This is a genomic window from Variovorax sp. KBS0712 (assembly GCF_006323185.2).
GTDB classification, from domain to species: domain Bacteria; phylum Pseudomonadota; class Gammaproteobacteria; order Burkholderiales; family Burkholderiaceae_C; genus Variovorax; species Variovorax boronicumulans.
On record NZ_VCCD02000001.1, the window covers coordinates 346,862 to 360,794 of the forward strand.

18 protein-coding genes are annotated in these 13,933 nt (G+C 62.6%); 2 read left to right on the forward strand and 16 right to left on the reverse strand.

The genetic code is table 11. The features are described from left to right. Positions 1-23: 23 nt before the first annotated feature. From FFI97_RS01460 to FFI97_RS01505, 11 genes are all read right to left on the reverse strand, one after another. The gene (locus FFI97_RS01460; RefSeq protein ID WP_139702281.1) at positions 24-383 is read right to left on the reverse strand and encodes a DUF3168 domain-containing protein; all 360 of its coding nucleotides are present in this window, start codon (positions 381-383) and stop codon (positions 24-26) included. Beyond that, positions 380-862, reverse strand: coding sequence for an HK97 gp10 family phage protein (locus tag FFI97_RS01465; protein WP_139702280.1), 483 nt, complete (start codon positions 860-862; stop codon positions 380-382). Before FFI97_RS01465 ends, FFI97_RS01460 begins: the two co-directional genes overlap by 4 nt. Then, positions 855-1,184 (reverse strand): phage head closure protein, encoded by a 330-nt coding sequence (locus FFI97_RS01470; RefSeq protein WP_139702279.1) that lies wholly within the window; start codon positions 1,182-1,184, stop codon positions 855-857. The genes FFI97_RS01465 and FFI97_RS01470 overlap by 8 nt, the downstream gene beginning before the upstream one ends. Continuing rightward, positions 1,181-1,660: a head-tail connector protein gene (locus tag FFI97_RS01475; RefSeq protein ID WP_139702278.1), complete on the reverse strand. Its 480-nt coding sequence runs from the start codon at positions 1,658-1,660 to the stop codon at positions 1,181-1,183. Before FFI97_RS01475 ends, FFI97_RS01470 begins: the two co-directional genes overlap by 4 nt. 2 nt (positions 1,661-1,662) lie before the next feature. Next, positions 1,663-1,827 carry a hypothetical protein gene (locus FFI97_RS33530; RefSeq protein WP_167395034.1) on the reverse strand — a complete coding sequence of 55 codons (165 nt, stop codon included), beginning with the start codon at positions 1,825-1,827 and terminating at the stop codon, positions 1,663-1,665. Between the two features lie 13 nt (positions 1,828-1,840). After that, complete coding sequence (locus FFI97_RS01480) at positions 1,841-3,085, reverse strand: phage major capsid protein (protein ID WP_260685015.1); 1,245 nt, start codon at positions 3,083-3,085, stop codon at positions 1,841-1,843. A 90-nt stretch (positions 3,086-3,175) separates the two neighbouring features. Then, positions 3,176-4,012 (reverse strand): head maturation protease, ClpP-related, encoded by an 837-nt coding sequence (locus FFI97_RS01485; RefSeq protein ID WP_139702276.1) that lies wholly within the window; start codon positions 4,010-4,012, stop codon positions 3,176-3,178. Beyond that, positions 3,990-5,264 (reverse strand): phage portal protein, encoded by a 1,275-nt coding sequence (locus tag FFI97_RS01490; protein ID WP_139702275.1) that lies wholly within the window; start codon positions 5,262-5,264, stop codon positions 3,990-3,992. The genes FFI97_RS01485 and FFI97_RS01490 overlap by 23 nt, the downstream gene beginning before the upstream one ends. Before the next feature lie 11 nt (positions 5,265-5,275). Continuing rightward, complete coding sequence (locus FFI97_RS01495) at positions 5,276-7,024, reverse strand: terminase large subunit (protein ID WP_139702274.1); 1,749 nt, start codon at positions 7,022-7,024, stop codon at positions 5,276-5,278. A 3-nt stretch (positions 7,025-7,027) separates the two neighbouring features. Further along, positions 7,028-7,306: a hypothetical protein gene (locus FFI97_RS01500; protein ID WP_139702273.1), complete on the reverse strand. Its 279-nt coding sequence runs from the start codon at positions 7,304-7,306 to the stop codon at positions 7,028-7,030. Positions 7,307-7,449: 143 nt separating this feature from the next. Beyond that, positions 7,450-7,656, reverse strand: coding sequence for an HNH endonuclease (locus FFI97_RS01505; RefSeq protein WP_139702272.1), 207 nt, complete (start codon positions 7,654-7,656; stop codon positions 7,450-7,452). 265 nt (positions 7,657-7,921) lie between these two features. Between FFI97_RS01505 and FFI97_RS01510 the strand changes: the two genes are divergently transcribed. Both FFI97_RS01510 and FFI97_RS01515 read left to right on the forward strand, forming a co-directional pair. After that, on the forward strand, positions 7,922-8,257 hold the full coding sequence (locus tag FFI97_RS01510) for a hypothetical protein (RefSeq protein WP_139702271.1): 336 nt from the start codon (positions 7,922-7,924) through the stop codon (positions 8,255-8,257). Positions 8,258-8,733: 476 nt separating this feature from the next. Beyond that, the gene (locus FFI97_RS01515) at positions 8,734-9,201 is read left to right on the forward strand and encodes a hypothetical protein (protein ID WP_139702270.1); all 468 of its coding nucleotides are present in this window, start codon (positions 8,734-8,736) and stop codon (positions 9,199-9,201) included. Positions 9,202-9,251: 50 nt separating this feature from the next. On the opposite strand, the gene FFI97_RS01520 is transcribed toward FFI97_RS01515, so the two are convergent. The 5 genes from FFI97_RS01520 to FFI97_RS01540 all read right to left on the reverse strand — a co-directional run bounded on the left by FFI97_RS01520 (position 9,252) and on the right by FFI97_RS01540 (position 13,908). Beyond that, a complete protein-coding gene (locus FFI97_RS01520; protein ID WP_144004335.1) occupies positions 9,252-10,013 on the reverse strand; it encodes a hypothetical protein in 762 nt (253 codons plus the stop codon). A 302-nt stretch (positions 10,014-10,315) separates the two neighbouring features. Next, entirely contained in the window at positions 10,316-10,858 is a 543-nt protein-coding gene (locus FFI97_RS01525) for a hypothetical protein (protein ID WP_139702268.1), read from the reverse strand. Beyond that, the gene (locus FFI97_RS01530; RefSeq protein WP_095745594.1) at positions 10,855-11,109 is read right to left on the reverse strand and encodes a hypothetical protein; all 255 of its coding nucleotides are present in this window, start codon (positions 11,107-11,109) and stop codon (positions 10,855-10,857) included. The genes FFI97_RS01525 and FFI97_RS01530 overlap by 4 nt, the downstream gene beginning before the upstream one ends. Continuing rightward, entirely contained in the window at positions 11,090-12,928 is a 1,839-nt protein-coding gene (locus tag FFI97_RS01535; RefSeq protein WP_139702267.1) for a toprim domain-containing protein, read from the reverse strand. Before FFI97_RS01535 ends, FFI97_RS01530 begins: the two co-directional genes overlap by 20 nt. After that, positions 12,925-13,908, reverse strand: a complete 984-nt coding sequence (locus FFI97_RS01540; protein ID WP_139702266.1) for a hypothetical protein — start codon at positions 13,906-13,908, stop codon at positions 12,925-12,927. The genes FFI97_RS01535 and FFI97_RS01540 overlap by 4 nt, the downstream gene beginning before the upstream one ends. Between the last annotated feature and the right edge of the window lie 25 nt (positions 13,909-13,933).

The following is a 13,933-nucleotide window of genomic DNA, read 5'->3' on the forward strand; positions in this document are numbered from 1 at the left end:
GGTTGAACTGGGTGGGTGTGGGCCTATCGGGCCGACCAGATGGAAAAGTCCTGCTGCTGGCCGAAGAGATCGACCAAGGAGCCATCGACATCGATGGGCCCGCCCAGGGCTTCGGCCTGGAAGGCGGTGGCAAGGACGACGACGGCCTCGACCTGTAGGGCGAGCGCCGCGACCTCTGCTTTCGTCGCGGCCCAGGTGTTGATCTGGAAGCGCCCGTTCTTCTTCGAGGGCATCGACTGGCGTTCCAGGAACGCGACGGGCACGCCCCCGGCCTGCTGGTAGGTGGCATAGGGCGCCTGAACGCCCTCCGGCGCATTGGTCGCATAGACGCGCTCGCCGAAGATCGGGGCAAGTCGGGCGATGAGGTCGGCTTCTACGGTCATCTCAGCTTCTCCAGGGCGTCTGCGAGCCCCTTGTCGAGGACATCGCTGGCCGCCTTCTCGGCAGCCGCCACGCGCGCGTCGTAGCTCGAACGGATGAACGGCTGCGCCGGCACCCAGTGCGGTTTCAGCGGGCCGTTCTTGCCCACGACCTTGGTCCAGTGGCCGTTCTCGATCAGATGGCCGTGCGGCGCCTTCCGCGCGTTCCAACTGACGTGATAGGTCGCCGCTTGCGGCGTGCTGTGGTCGGCGCTGTAGGCCTGATAGATAGACCCCTTCAGCGTACCGGGCGGGATGACTCGACCGCCCTTGCGCTTGTGCCCTGTCGCTGCGACCGGAACACGGCGGAGCACCTCGTCGTAGAACACCTGTGCGCCGGCTTGCGCGGCCGGGCGGACGAGTTCGCGAGCATCGAGGTCCAGCTGGTCGAACTCGGCCATCAGTCCGCTGGCGTCGAACGACATAGTGAAGCCGTCAGCCATTGTTCAGCCCTTGTTCGCAGGCGAGATACACAAACTGGCGACTGGTCCGATCGGGAAGCACCGCCTTGATGTCGAAAAGCTTGCCATCGTGCAGCACGCGCATGCTGGCAACAACTCCAGGCAGAGCGCGAATCAGGATCGAGGCGCGAACCAGCGCAGCCGGCGCATCGGCGCGCACCACTTCGAGCCCGTTGAGGTACGACACATCAGCCCAAACGTTCGTTGCGAATGGCGCCCAGGCCTTGACGACGCCACCAGCGGCGTCCCTAGTGGGGATCGGGCTCTGGATCTCGATGAGGTGCCGAAGCTTTCCTGCTCTCACGGCATCATCACCCGACGGTCGTGGCGAAGTAGCGCCTTTGCGCCGTGCGGCAACTCGACGGCCGTTGCGCCCACCACGGCATCCTCGCGGTTTTCGAACAGATGCCCCAGGATTAGCAGCACAGCCGACACGATGCAGGGATTCACCACGATGCCGTTCAAGACTCGTGTTGCCCGCTCGCGCGCTGCACGGTATTGCGTCTCCGCGATGTTGAGCGCATCCCCACGGTCGCTAGCGTTCTCGATCAAGGCTGCCGCGGCTACCGCCGCTTCGTAGGCCACGCGCGCGGCCGTCAACGCACCGGGTAGCGCGGCAACCGCTGCGCCCATGGCTGCGTCGTCCGGATAGATGGCTCGATTCAGATACCGCGCGGCGTGGTCTTCCGCACCCGCCATGTACGGCTCGATCTGCTCCTGCGGATACGTTGGGCCGACGCGCAAGTGCGCACGAGCCAGATCGAGCGTGATGACAGGCATGATCAGCCCTTGGCCTTCGCCCTGGGTTGCTTGTCGTCGGCTTCTTCCAGGGCACCAAGTTCACGCGCCCCGGCTTCGAGTTCCGGCGGGCATTCGTCACCTGCCTGGTACTCGACCGGGTAGATGTCCCCATTGGGGACACCCTTGAATGGCTTGTTGAGCTTCATGGTGTCCCCCTGCTTACGCCGCGACCTTCAGCGCGCGCATCGGCTCGGGGTTATGGACGCCACCGCCGACACGCTTCGTCGTGTAGAACAGGACGTAAGGCTTGGCGGTGAATGGATCACGCAGCACACGCACGCCGACACGGTCATACACCGTATAGGTGCGCTTGAAGTCGCCGAACAGCAGCGGCACCGAGTTGGCGGCCACGTCAGGCATATCCGGCACCTCGGTGATCCCGAAGCCGGCCAGGGTCGCAGGCTGGCCGGCCACGTAGGACGGCTGCCAGAGATAGTTGCCCTGGCCGTCTTTGAGCTTACGGATCGTGCCCTGCGACTTGCGGTTCATCACAAACCCGGCATTTGCGGTGAACGCGGAAGGCAGGTCATAGATCAGATCGACGATGCCATCCGAGGTGATCGCCGCCGCGGCGCCGCTGTTTACGGCCTTGATCGCGCCGAACGGGTGCTTCGCCGCATTGGCCCCGCCGGTGACATAGGTCAGGATGCCGAACGGCTTGTTCGCACCGTCGCCGGAGAAGAACGCCGCGCCCTCCTGCTTGGAAAACTCGGTCTCCACTTCGCCCGCGAGCCACGCTTCGAGATTGATCGCCGAGTCGTCGAGGATCTGCTGGGTGGCGGCGGGGTTCGCATAGATCTCGCCCCAGCCAAAGCCGAGGGAAGCGAACGTGCCGGTGCTGGTCTGAGGACGCGCCGCCGTCTCTCCGACCCAGCCCGATGCAGTGCCGCCCAGGTTGAACAGCTTGGTCAGGCCGGCGCCGGACACCGGCTGCACCGTCGCGAGTTGGCGCATCTGCGAAACAAGCACGAGCTTGTCGGTGATGGTGCGATCCCACTCGACGGGAGCCAGATAGCCACCCTCGCCGTCAGCGCCCTTGTTGAGCGCTGCCTGCACTTCGCCCTTCTTGAAATGCGAGCGGAAGGCCCCCGTGTATTCGGCATCCTCCACCTTCTTTCCGCCAGTGCCCGCGCCCATCTGCGCCGCGGCAAGCTTCAAGTTGGTGTCGTCGACTTCCTTCTGCAGTCGCGAGATGTCGGCGTTGATCGCGTCGACCTTGAGAGCCTGCAGCGCGTCGGCGTTGCCCTTCTTGATTTCTTCGAGTTGCTTGGTGTGCTCGGCCTTGAAGTCGGCGAAAGCCTTGTTCAGGGATTCCACCAGCGCCTTGACTTCGCCGGGACCGGCATCCGCGCGGACGGCGATCAGGCCGCGCGGAACGGGCATGGACGCGGCCTTCTCGGCCATCGAGTTGACGGCAGAAGCCGATGCGGCGCCTGCAGACAGAACGGACAGAGCGGCGACAGCCGCGAGGGAGATGAGAGTGCGTTTCATGGTTTAGACCTTTAGGGAGTTGGTGAGAGAAAGCAGCAGTGCTGCGGTTTCGCCAGCGCCCGGCATGGCGGTTTCAACGGCAGCGCCCGGCGTGCCAGTGAAAAGGGACTTGAAGGCATCGCGGCGAGCAGAGCGGGAGTGCCCCGCACGCGCCATCGACGCTTCGATCAATGCCAGGGCCTTCTTACCGCCCTGCGCCCTGGTGTCTTGGGTTATGTCGGAGCGCTCAATCAGTCCGGTGGCAAAGCCATCCTCGACCGCCTGTGCGGCGCCGATCCATGTTTCCTTGTCCATCAGCACGGCCGTCTCGGCTTTCGAAAGCCCGGTGCGCGAGGCATAGACCTGCGCCATCGCATCGTCGAACGGTGCGAGCCGCGCCGCGGCGTCCGCCATGTCGTGGCGGTTGCCGATGGCGACAGCCCATGCGTTGTGAACCATCAGGAACGCGCCATCGCCCATCAGGATCTCGTCGCCGGCCATCGCGATCACGGATGCTGCTGAGGCCGCCAGGCCCATCACGCGAACAGTGACCTTGGCCTTGTGCTCGCGCAACATGTTGTAGATCGCGACTCCCTCGAAGAAGTCGCCGCCAGGCGAATTGACATTGACCGTCACGTCACGGGCGCCGATGCTGCGCAGTGCCGCGCTCATGCGCTTGGCCGTGAAGCCCTGGCCGTCCCAAGATTCGCCAATGGCATCGTAGATCGAGATCGAGGCATCCCCTTCCGTTGCGGCACGCACCTCCGGCTGCCAGCGTTCGAGCGCGTCGGGGCGAACGTCGAACTGTGCGGCGCCCAGGCGGTGGTCGGCCCGGATCTCAGGCAGGTTCAGGAGGCTCATCGTTGTTCCTTGATGCCGGCTTGCCCGGCTGGGTCATCGGGTTGCGCAGTGCGTCTGTTTGCGGGTCGGCGGATTTCGGGAGGTCGGACAGTTCGCGCACTTCGTTCTGAGACATCCAGGGCGCCTGACCGCCAGCGCCAAGCGCCGTGGAGAAGAAGGCTGCCTGGTCGGCGAGCGTGCCGCGCAGCAGTGCGCCCTCGTTGAACTTGTATTGCAGGCGGCCGAGTTGATCTTCGGGAAGAAGGCAGCGCGCCGCAGCCTGTTCCCAGGACACGAACCAATGCGACAGCCCGTACTGAATGAAGAAGATCGCGAGTTGCTGAATGCCGCTGCCCCAACTCGTGTCGTCCATCATCAGAAGCGGTCGGGGCACGCCATACATGCGCGCCGCTTCCTCGATTTGGTGGTTCCGGTTCTCGATCTGCTGCGATTCCCGCCCGGTACTGGCCCACTTGCTGGCCTTGGCGTTCTCTTCCAGCAGCATCCACTTGCCGGCGTTTTCCGCACCCGCGTAGTCGCTGTTCAGCGATTCCTTCATGCGCGTGTAGGCGGTCTCGGAAAGCTCCTTCGGCACCTCGATGGCGCCCCCAGCCATCACGCCTGTGCGGAAGGTGCGAGACGCCGCACGTTCCGCCTGCTCGGCCAGCTCCAGGGCGTCACGGCCCAGCTTGACGCGCGAAATTCCGTTGATGCCATCCAGCGAGAGATCGCGCAGATGGAATACATCCCTCGCCGGCAGCGTGATCTCTTTGCCGTCCGGCGTTGTGTAGTCGTATTCCATCTGCCACGCGCTGTTCAGCCGCGGCTTGGTCGAGCCTCGATCCATCGGGATCAGGCGAATTGGCCGACTTCCCGACCAGATCACACGCGCAAAGGACTGTCCATCGAGCAGGGCCCGAAGCTGCATCAGGCTCTTGAACTCAATTGGCGTCTGCCAATCATTGGGCTTGTACTTCAGCAGCCGATGCGCCGGGTTGTCGGTCTGCACCTTCTTCTTGTCGTCGCTGCTCTGCAGGTTCAGCGGCAGCATGCCAACTGCCTCGGAGATCAGCGTCACGCAGCGCAGCACTGCCATGTTCCGAAGGCTGCGGTCACGGGCCGTATCCACGCCGGCCGTGGTTCCGCCGCGGATGTACTCCAACAGCGCCGGGTCGTCGAGGCCGCTGAACTGATGCCCCTGCGAGGCCTCCGCGCGCGGACGCGACTGCACCTCCGGCGCATTCGAGCGCCGGAAGAAGTCGAGAATCTTCATTCAGTCGGTCCTTACAGGAAGCGGATGCCCCGGGTTTCGTAGACGGAGTTGCCTCGCGCCTCGGGGTTGAGCGACAGAAGCGTCACTGCGTTGAACGTAGCCATCAACGGGTCGATCTTTGCAGTGCCGGAGGCCTGCTTCGTGATCACGATGGCGTTGCCCCTCGGCTCGACCTTCGCGTTGCCGACCGACCAGGCCATCAGGGGCTGACCGCCATGGATCAGCGCTCCCTCGGCGAGTTTTCGTTCGGTCGTCTTGATCGCACCGGTCATCTTCCAGCCTTGGCTGATGCCGATCACCTTCTCTTCAGGCACCTCGGCCTCGACAAGAGCATCCAGAATGCCGCCCAGCCCTGCTGGGTCGCAGCCGATCTTGTCCAGCAGACCCGATGCCTCGCACTGGGCCGCGACATCAGCCACGCCCGCCACGTCTTCGCCGATCGTGCTCACCAGGATGAGGTCGCCATCCTTCGCGAAGTCCTGCAAGCGTGGAGCAATCTCCTTTCGCCGCTCGAGAACCGAGGGATGTGCCCACGCACGAGTCCACAAGAGCCAGCGCTTGCGCAGAACGGTCTTCGCCGGAACAACGGCTTTCGTGTCCTCGTCGAAGTGTTCCGGGATGAGGAACTCTTCAGCCTTCCTGCGCCGTCCAGCGACCGCAGCGCCCAGCAAGTCGTCCAGGCCGCCGCCGTCGATTCCCATGTCCACCACTTCGCATTCTTCGAGCAGTTGCTCGAGCGTCAGCCCGGGCACCTCGGCACGCGGCACCCAGAAGTCGGCACCTGCCCACCGGTCTGAGCGCAGGTTCATGCCGATCTCGACATTCAGGTGCTTGGCCAGGAACTCCTTGAAGTCCTTCTCGCCGCCCTCCAGCGCCTGACTGTGCAGCTGCGTGATGCGCGCAATATCTACCGACGCGCCCCAGTTCGGGTTCGTCACGTAGGCATTCGCCAGATCCTTGTGCGCTCCCGCATCCAGCATGGACTGCGGGAACTCGTAGATCACGGGCAGGAACCGCGGGTCCTTGATGAACCCATCGCGCACCTTTCGCGCGTAGCTCAGTTTTTCCTTGAACACCCCCGCCGGCGGCTCGGCCGATTGCGTGGTCGCATAGATCACGAAGCCATCGGGCCGAGATGTCAGGCCGCCAGTCGCTTCCAGCAGCATGTTCGAAGCCTTGGCCTGTTTGCCGAACTCGTGGAGCTCATCGACAAAGACAAAAGATGCCTTCTTGCCTGACACCGTGTCACTATCCGCGGCCACCACCTTCAACGTCGCCGCGTTGTCCCGATGTGTGATGGTGCGGAAATAGTCCTGCACCTTCAACATCGCCGACAGTTCGTCGTCCGCCTTGATCATGTCGCGGATCGGCTTGTAGCTGTTGTCCGCGATTTCCTTCGTCGGCGACAGAATCAGCAACTCAGCCGACGGGCGCCAGTTCAGCACCAGGGCGGTAAGCATGATTCCGGCCGCGGCCGTCGACTTCATGTTCTTCTTGCTGACCATGAAGAAGAACTCATTGATCAACCGACGGCCCGCTTCAGCGTCGTAGGCGCCGAAGATCGCACGGACCCAGTCCTTGACCCACGGCAGGCAGGCTTCCCGCATGGTTGGCTGTCCAGCGACATCGACCAGGACCAGCCCCCCGAAGACCTCCCACGCCTCGTCTGCTTGCACTGCGAATAGCGGCGGTGCAACGATCAGGCTCTCGCGCGCCACGATCCTGCGCTCCCAATCGACGCAGGCGGTAGACCACTCCATCGATTACTTGCTCGCGACCAGGCGCGGTCCTTGCCGCATTGCGTACTTGCCACCAGCGGGGCGCTCAGGCGTTACGGGCTTCGCTGCCTCCGACTTCTTGGCGTGCTGGACGCCCAGCAAGGCGATTGCCGCCTTCAACTGAGCCGGGCTCGGGTCGACAAGTCCCTGCATGGCCATCGTCAAGAACTCTTTCGAGTCTTCGGTGGTCGCTGGATCTGCGGTTTTCGGCTTGCGACCGGCGCCCGGACGGGCACCACCGCTGCGTCCTTTGACACCTGTCATTTGATTTCCTTTTGATTCCGGGGCGAGTTTTGCGCGTGAGGAACCAGTCGGTTTCCCGGCGACTGGGCCGACAGACTTTCGAGCCCCCTCTCCCTTCGTGATACCTCTGTGCAGCACGACAGGCGGCCCGTGGAGCCACGATCTCAGCCCGTGCGCGCCTTGGCCTCACGCTCGGTCTTCTCGCGGTGGCAGGGCTCATTGCACAGGGGTTGTAGGTTGCTCTCGTCGTTGGTGCCACCGTCGGCCAGCTCGACGATGTGGTCGATGTGGTCACGGCTGGACACCCAGACCGCACCGCACCGGGCGCAGCGGTAGTCGTGGCGCTTGGCCACGCGTTCTCGGACTGCCATCCATGCGCGGCCGCGTTGGCGTTCCGTGGTGCCCGCCTTAGTCTGCAGCACTGGGGTGCGGGTGAGGCGGGCTGCTGCGAGCCTGGGCTTCAGGGTTGCAAGACTCATGTGTTCCACGCGAAACGCGCCCCACAAATAAGAAAGCGCGATGTCGGGATTCCGGCATCGGGCAATGGCGGCAACTGCGATTTGCGTCGAGAGATAGCCTAATGGCCGAGCGCCAGCACTCGCTGTATGCTGAGCCAAAATTACAAACGGAGACAGCATGGCAATTCTTGTGGCCACGCGTAATAGTCGCGCCCTTCTGGCTGCGATCCGCAAGTCCATTGACGAAAAGCACGTCGCGACATGGAGCTATGACCAATCTGGCGACTTCACGCACGACGTGGACCAATGGCGTTATCACGCCTGGCTGCGGCCAACGGCGGAGATGAACCGTCTTGTCCTTGGCATCATCAAGAACACGAAGATCAATCTCACCGACACGATCTACGGCGTGTATCACGGGCGGTTCACTGAGATGCTGCTCGCGCACCACACGGCGCTTTTCAGCACGGCCACCTGCACGGCCGGATTTCTCGACGGGTACGACTTCTACTGAAGGTCCATCGCGCCCACCAGCGGCAGAGTAAATGTTGATGCGGCGGGCGTTCAGGTTGGGGGGCTGCCCACCGTCCACTCGAGTGCCCAACGCACGTGACCCGCAGATAAAAGGCCTCGCAGGGGCAAATCGGGGCTTTCGGTCAACTACCAAAATATGGGATTGATTCTTGGACGCCATGCCCTCATCGTGCCGAAATAAGGATGGAGGGGTAAATGAACTCAGAACCTATTTGGTGCTGCGCGGTTGTGTCTGCCTGCCTGTTGATGACAGGATGTGAAACTCTAGCTACGAATGCGCAGATTGCCTCAATGGGTGCACAAGCCCCGAGACGCAATGTCGCGGCCCTCGAGCCGGCAGCCAACGCAGTCGCTGCTACGTCCGGTACGTCGAGCGCAACAGATCAGCCGGGCCAGAACGCTCCAGCGACTGCGACGGGCGCTACGGGCACCTCGCCTACCTCAAGCGAATCACCCATGGCAATTGGGAACAAGGAGTTCGTAGAACTCGTCACGGCCGAGATGGCTGCATGTGAGAAGAACGCAGAGAAAATGGGCTTCGTGACAGCCGCCTCCCGCGGTACGCAACTAAGCATTGCGGGTATCGGAATCGTCGCAGGGTCAATTGTTGTCCCGGCGTTAGCGGCAAAAGCGACCATCGCTCGATCTACCGTGGCGGCTTGGGGCGGAATCGCAGGAGCGGCCAATGCTGCTCAGGCAGCACTCGCATCATCCGGACTTTCGCCAGAACAGACTGTTGCTGCTCAAAAGGCCTATTTGGCCGACATCTCCAAGATTTTCGCGGAGATCAGCAGTCTGAAATACGGTCCAGACTCAGCATCCTTCCTCCTTCGCCTTCGATTTCAGTGTCGAATGGGCGTGCCTCTGACACCTGCCAGCAAGCCAGATGTCTTGCCAAATGGCGATCCTAAAGCGCTGAAATAGCAAACCCGCCGGGCTTGCGCGGGGCGGGTTTGGAGTCGGTACGAGTGGCGCTACTGCTCAGTGAAATCGGTGATCACCTCAGTCCCTGAGTACCGGGAGTCGGCGAACTTGGTCTGCATCATGACCCCGTACTGGCTCAGGTAGACGCTCGATCCTTTTGATGGCGCACCAACCTCGCTCGTGCCCTCGCAATCAAACCAGATCGCTTGGCCCTTGATCTTCGGGTGGAGTTCAGCCGCGCTTCCAGCCTTTACGGTTGTGCACACCATCTTGTTCCAACGGAAGTTGAACTCCTGCATCGGAAACCCGGTGGCGAAATCGACGACCAACTTGCTCCCCGGTTCCGTCAGCTTCGCCGGTTCGAACTTGAACGGCTTGATGTCCTTGACCGCTCCATCAAGGACCGTCATTTTTGACTGCGGCGACGCATTCTCCTTTTTGAGAGTCAAGACGCCGAGAAAGCTAAGAATGAAACTGCGATTGACCAGAAAGCCGTTGTTCTCAAGGGTGCGGATCTGTTGAAAGAAGCCGTTCCCGAGTGGGCGGTAGCTCAGTTGAGGCGTGGTGACTGCATCAGTTGCAGCACCCAGTGCTCGATGCCGATACTCCAGCTTGAACGTGATCTCTTTGAAATTCGTCGGCCCAGGCGCGCCCACCGACTTCAGCGTATCGACATATCCTGGCCGCAGCGCCTGTAGCGTGTAGTTCTTGGCAAGGAACGCATCGGGATTCGCGTTGGCCTCTTTGACTTCAGTTGGCATCGTCCCGCACCCGGTCAGTGCCAAGAGTGCTGCTGCGCCCAACCACTTCATCAAGCTACTGCTCGACTTGTCCATCCTTCTAGCGGCCAAAGATCCCAAGATATGCCTCCATCCTTAAATGTTAGGAGAAGTATCTTAGCGGTCGGCAAGACCATCCACCCCTTCCTGAATGTGACTTCGTACCGGAAGGTGGGCCAGAAATACAAAAACCGCCGTACTTGCGTAGGGCGGTTTGAGGTAGCAGAGACAGCTCCGCCATCAAGGGTTGAGCTGCTCTTATTTTTCCCGGCTCACCCGGGATTTGTACAGGCCAGATGATTCTAGGCCAAGAATATCGAATTCGTAAAGACTTTTTACTTCGCCGCTTCGGCAGCAGCAATCTTCAAGTCCAGATACCCCGCAATCTGCTTCATCGCTTCCGGTCCAGCCATCGCCTGATGCCTTTCCATGTGAGCGACGAGCCAGTCGGCGATCTCAGCATGCTCCTTGAACAGCTTGCTCAGCGAGGTGCGCCCCGTGCCCTTGCATGGCCTGCACTTCACGCCCAACGTCGTGCTACCCGGGATCACCGTGGCGCCGTGCCCACCACACGCATCGCAAGTCGGATTGCGGTGCCAGGCTACACAGCCCTGAGCCAAGTCGTAGGCCTGCACCCGGTTGAGCTTGATCTTCAACGCCCTCGCCTGCCGCCAAGCATCGTCGGCCAGAATCTCCACCAGTTCGCGGGCCGCAGTGCCGTCGCCCAGGAACAGGCGTTGCAACGCCACGGCCAGCGGGAAGTCACGGGCAGCAAGACCCATCGCTCCCAGGACGTCGGAATCCGAGCGGGTCGTGCGCTCGTTGATCTCGAGGTTCGATGAACGAACCGCGCTGGCGTAGCGCTCGATCACGTTCATGCTCGGCCCTTCAAGCTGTCACCGATCCGTGCTGCCAGGTTTCGCCTGCTGCTGTCGACCGAGGGCCTGCCTGTTGCATCCTCCAAGCGACGCAGCAAGTCCTTCAGTTCTGCGTCCGTGACTTGGCCGCGCCGCTTGAGCATCTGGGCAAAGCCCGCGATGACCTCGGCCGTCGCCGCCCGATGCGCGTTCATCGTGTCGGAGAAAAAGTCCGACGCCTTCAGGTACTGTTCAAACTCTCGCATGCTCATAGGGCGTCTCCTGGTCTTGGATCGAAAACTCGACAAAGCGCAGCGGGTAGCGCCTCGGGCTGGTGCGGTACTGCATTGAGGGCTTGTCGAACCACAGGCGCAGCGTGTAGTCCTGCACACCGTCTTCGCGCTGCTTCTTCAGGATCAGCTTGGCGTCGATGCCGTCCTGCTCGTCTTGCCACTTGGCGAGCGCCTCCGCGTCGTTCGGATTGGCTGGCGCCTCGTCCTTCTGGGCGCGCCAGATGGAGAACACGTTGTCGGCGCCGTTGACGATGCCGCCCGCTCCGGCGACCTCCATCTTTCCGGGGGCCTCGGTTTCATCGCGCAGCTTGCGCGGGTGCGCCACCAGGTGGACGTGCACGTTGTGCGTCTTCTTAAACGACACGAGCTTCTGCACCGCCTCGTTCTGCTTGGTGATAGCGCCTGGTCCGTCCTGAGGGACATCGATCATCATCAAGCTGTCGATGACGAAGTGGCGCACGCCGTACCGGCGAGCGGCATAGGCGAACACCTCAAGCAGCCGGTCCAGCTTCGCCACGCCAACCAGGTCGAAGAGCCACAGGCGCTCACGGAACCATGCACCGATTGCGCGGATGTATTCGCGGCTTGGGCGATCCAGGCCGCTGGCCTGCTTGTGCAGTCGCTTCAGGTGCCGCGATGCCCCCATTTCGCCGGAGAAGACCACGACGCGCTCACCCTGCACCATCAGCCCGAGCAGGATCTGGTCGAGCATCAAGCTCTTGCCGTGGCCGTTGATGCCGGTCCAGCAGGTGTACTCCGCCCGCCGGAAGCGGAACCAGTCCAGTTCCTTGTCGATGTAGAGCGCAGGGTCGATCGGAGCACCGGGCGGTGGGTAGAACAGATCCTCGACAGCCGCGGTGTAGTCGTTGGCATTGCGCAGCTCATCCGGGTCCAGCGGCCGGGCCTCTTCCATCGCGTGCTGAAAGTCGACAGCCTCTGCGCCATCCTGCAGCCACTGATTCGCGTCCTTCGCATTGAGACGCACGCGGCGGCAGCGCTCCACGCCCAGGCGGTTGATGACCTCTGCCGCGCCCTTATCGCCAGCCTCGTCGTTGTCGAAGCAGATCAGGATGTCGTCGAAGCGTTCGAGCTTTTCCCAGTCGTTTTCGATCCACTGATGGTTGCCCGCGCCCTGGTTTACTGACATCGCCGGCACGCGCATCTGATGCAGCGTCATTGCATCGATCTCGCCTTCGGTGATGGCGACGGTGCGCGCCTTCGGGTCGATCAAATGCCAGCCGAACAGGCACGGCGCAGCGCCTGGCTCCTGACGCATGTCCTTCTTCTCGTCAACGTTGCGGTACTTGATGTTGACGAGCTCGCCGCGCTCATCGAGGAACGGGAACACGGCGTAGGTCTTGCCGTGCTGCACCTGCTCGGCGATGCGGAACGCCTTGATCGTTTCCTCGGTCAGCCCGCGGCCGATTAGCCACTCCGCGGCGCGGGCTTTCGCGGCCGGTGCTCGTGGGCTCTCTGGTCGCCGATACGCCTTCTCGGGCGGACGCAGAAAGTCGTCACGGATGCCGAGGTGGCGCTTGATGTCCTTCATCGCCTCGGCCATGGACTGCGCTCGACAGGCCATCCAAAGGTCGATGAGGTCGCCGCCCTGCCCCGCCGCGAAGTCGGACCACACGCCCGCCTTGTGGCCACGGATGCAGACCGAGAGGCTGTCGCCAGGCTCGCCGCTGGTGTTGCCGGCCTTCCACTCGCTGCCCTTCTGTTTTCCGTTCGGCAGCAGCAGGCGCGCGATCTCAGCTGCCTGGCTGGCGAGCAGTCGCTTGATCTCGCCAGCGTTCATGCGGCCACCGCCTGCGTGACGCGCTTGCCGTCCCGAAACTCGCGGTAGTTGCCGAGGTGGCAGCGCTCGTTCTGCGCCTCCGCGATGTGCGTGAAGCCCGCCACCTTCCACCACGCCACCCCATCGACGAGCGGCACGACCGTTGTCGTCGAGGCCTTCGGACCGCCTCGCTCCTGCTCCTTGCCGAGCCAACCCGACAGGAAGCGCCGGACCCCTTTCGCGGTCTTGCGCTTCGCAGGGTTGTCCTTGCACCAGATGCGGGCCCGGAGCAACTCGCCGACAACATCGACGCTCGGGTACGCCTGCTGCCACTCCTGCACGTCCGGAGCCTTCACGGCGAAGTCGCTGCCATCGACCAACGGGATCAAGACCACGGTCGGCGGCGCTGCTGCGTCAGAGCCGGCTTCCGGCTCGGCGCAAAAAGAACCGTTAGGTTCTTTCTTTGGAGACGGAGACGGAGACGGAGACGGAGACGGAGACGGAGACGGAGACGGAGCATTGCTACTCTCGCCTTGCAGCAATGCTGAGGGCTTGCTGCCCGCACTGCTATCTGTATTGCTGTCAGCTTTGCTACTAGCAGTCCTAGTAGCAGCGTACTCGGGTACTAGGCGGTCAGCCGCAGCTTCTCCATGGTGGCGCTTAGCAGCGTTCCATTTCGCCTTTGCAGACCGCATCTCAGCGCCAGCAGCCCACGGGTTGTGCTCGTTCCAGTCGTGCAAGCTGTACTCGCCAGGCTGCCCGTCAAGGAAACGCACAGACGCCAGCTCGGAGACAAAGCGCCCTGCCTCTCCGTCCCACTCGGCAGCGAGTTCGATGTCCTCGTCCGTCATGCCCGAGAGATCGCCGTCACTGCGGTTGGCCACGGTCCACAGAATCAAGCAGACAAAGTTCCAACCCGCAGCCTGGCCAAGACGGCGAACGAGCTTCTTGGTTTTCGGGTGGCCAGGCAAGCCAACGGAGATTCGTGCATCGCTGGTCATCGCCAAGCTCCCATTTCGTGATCGG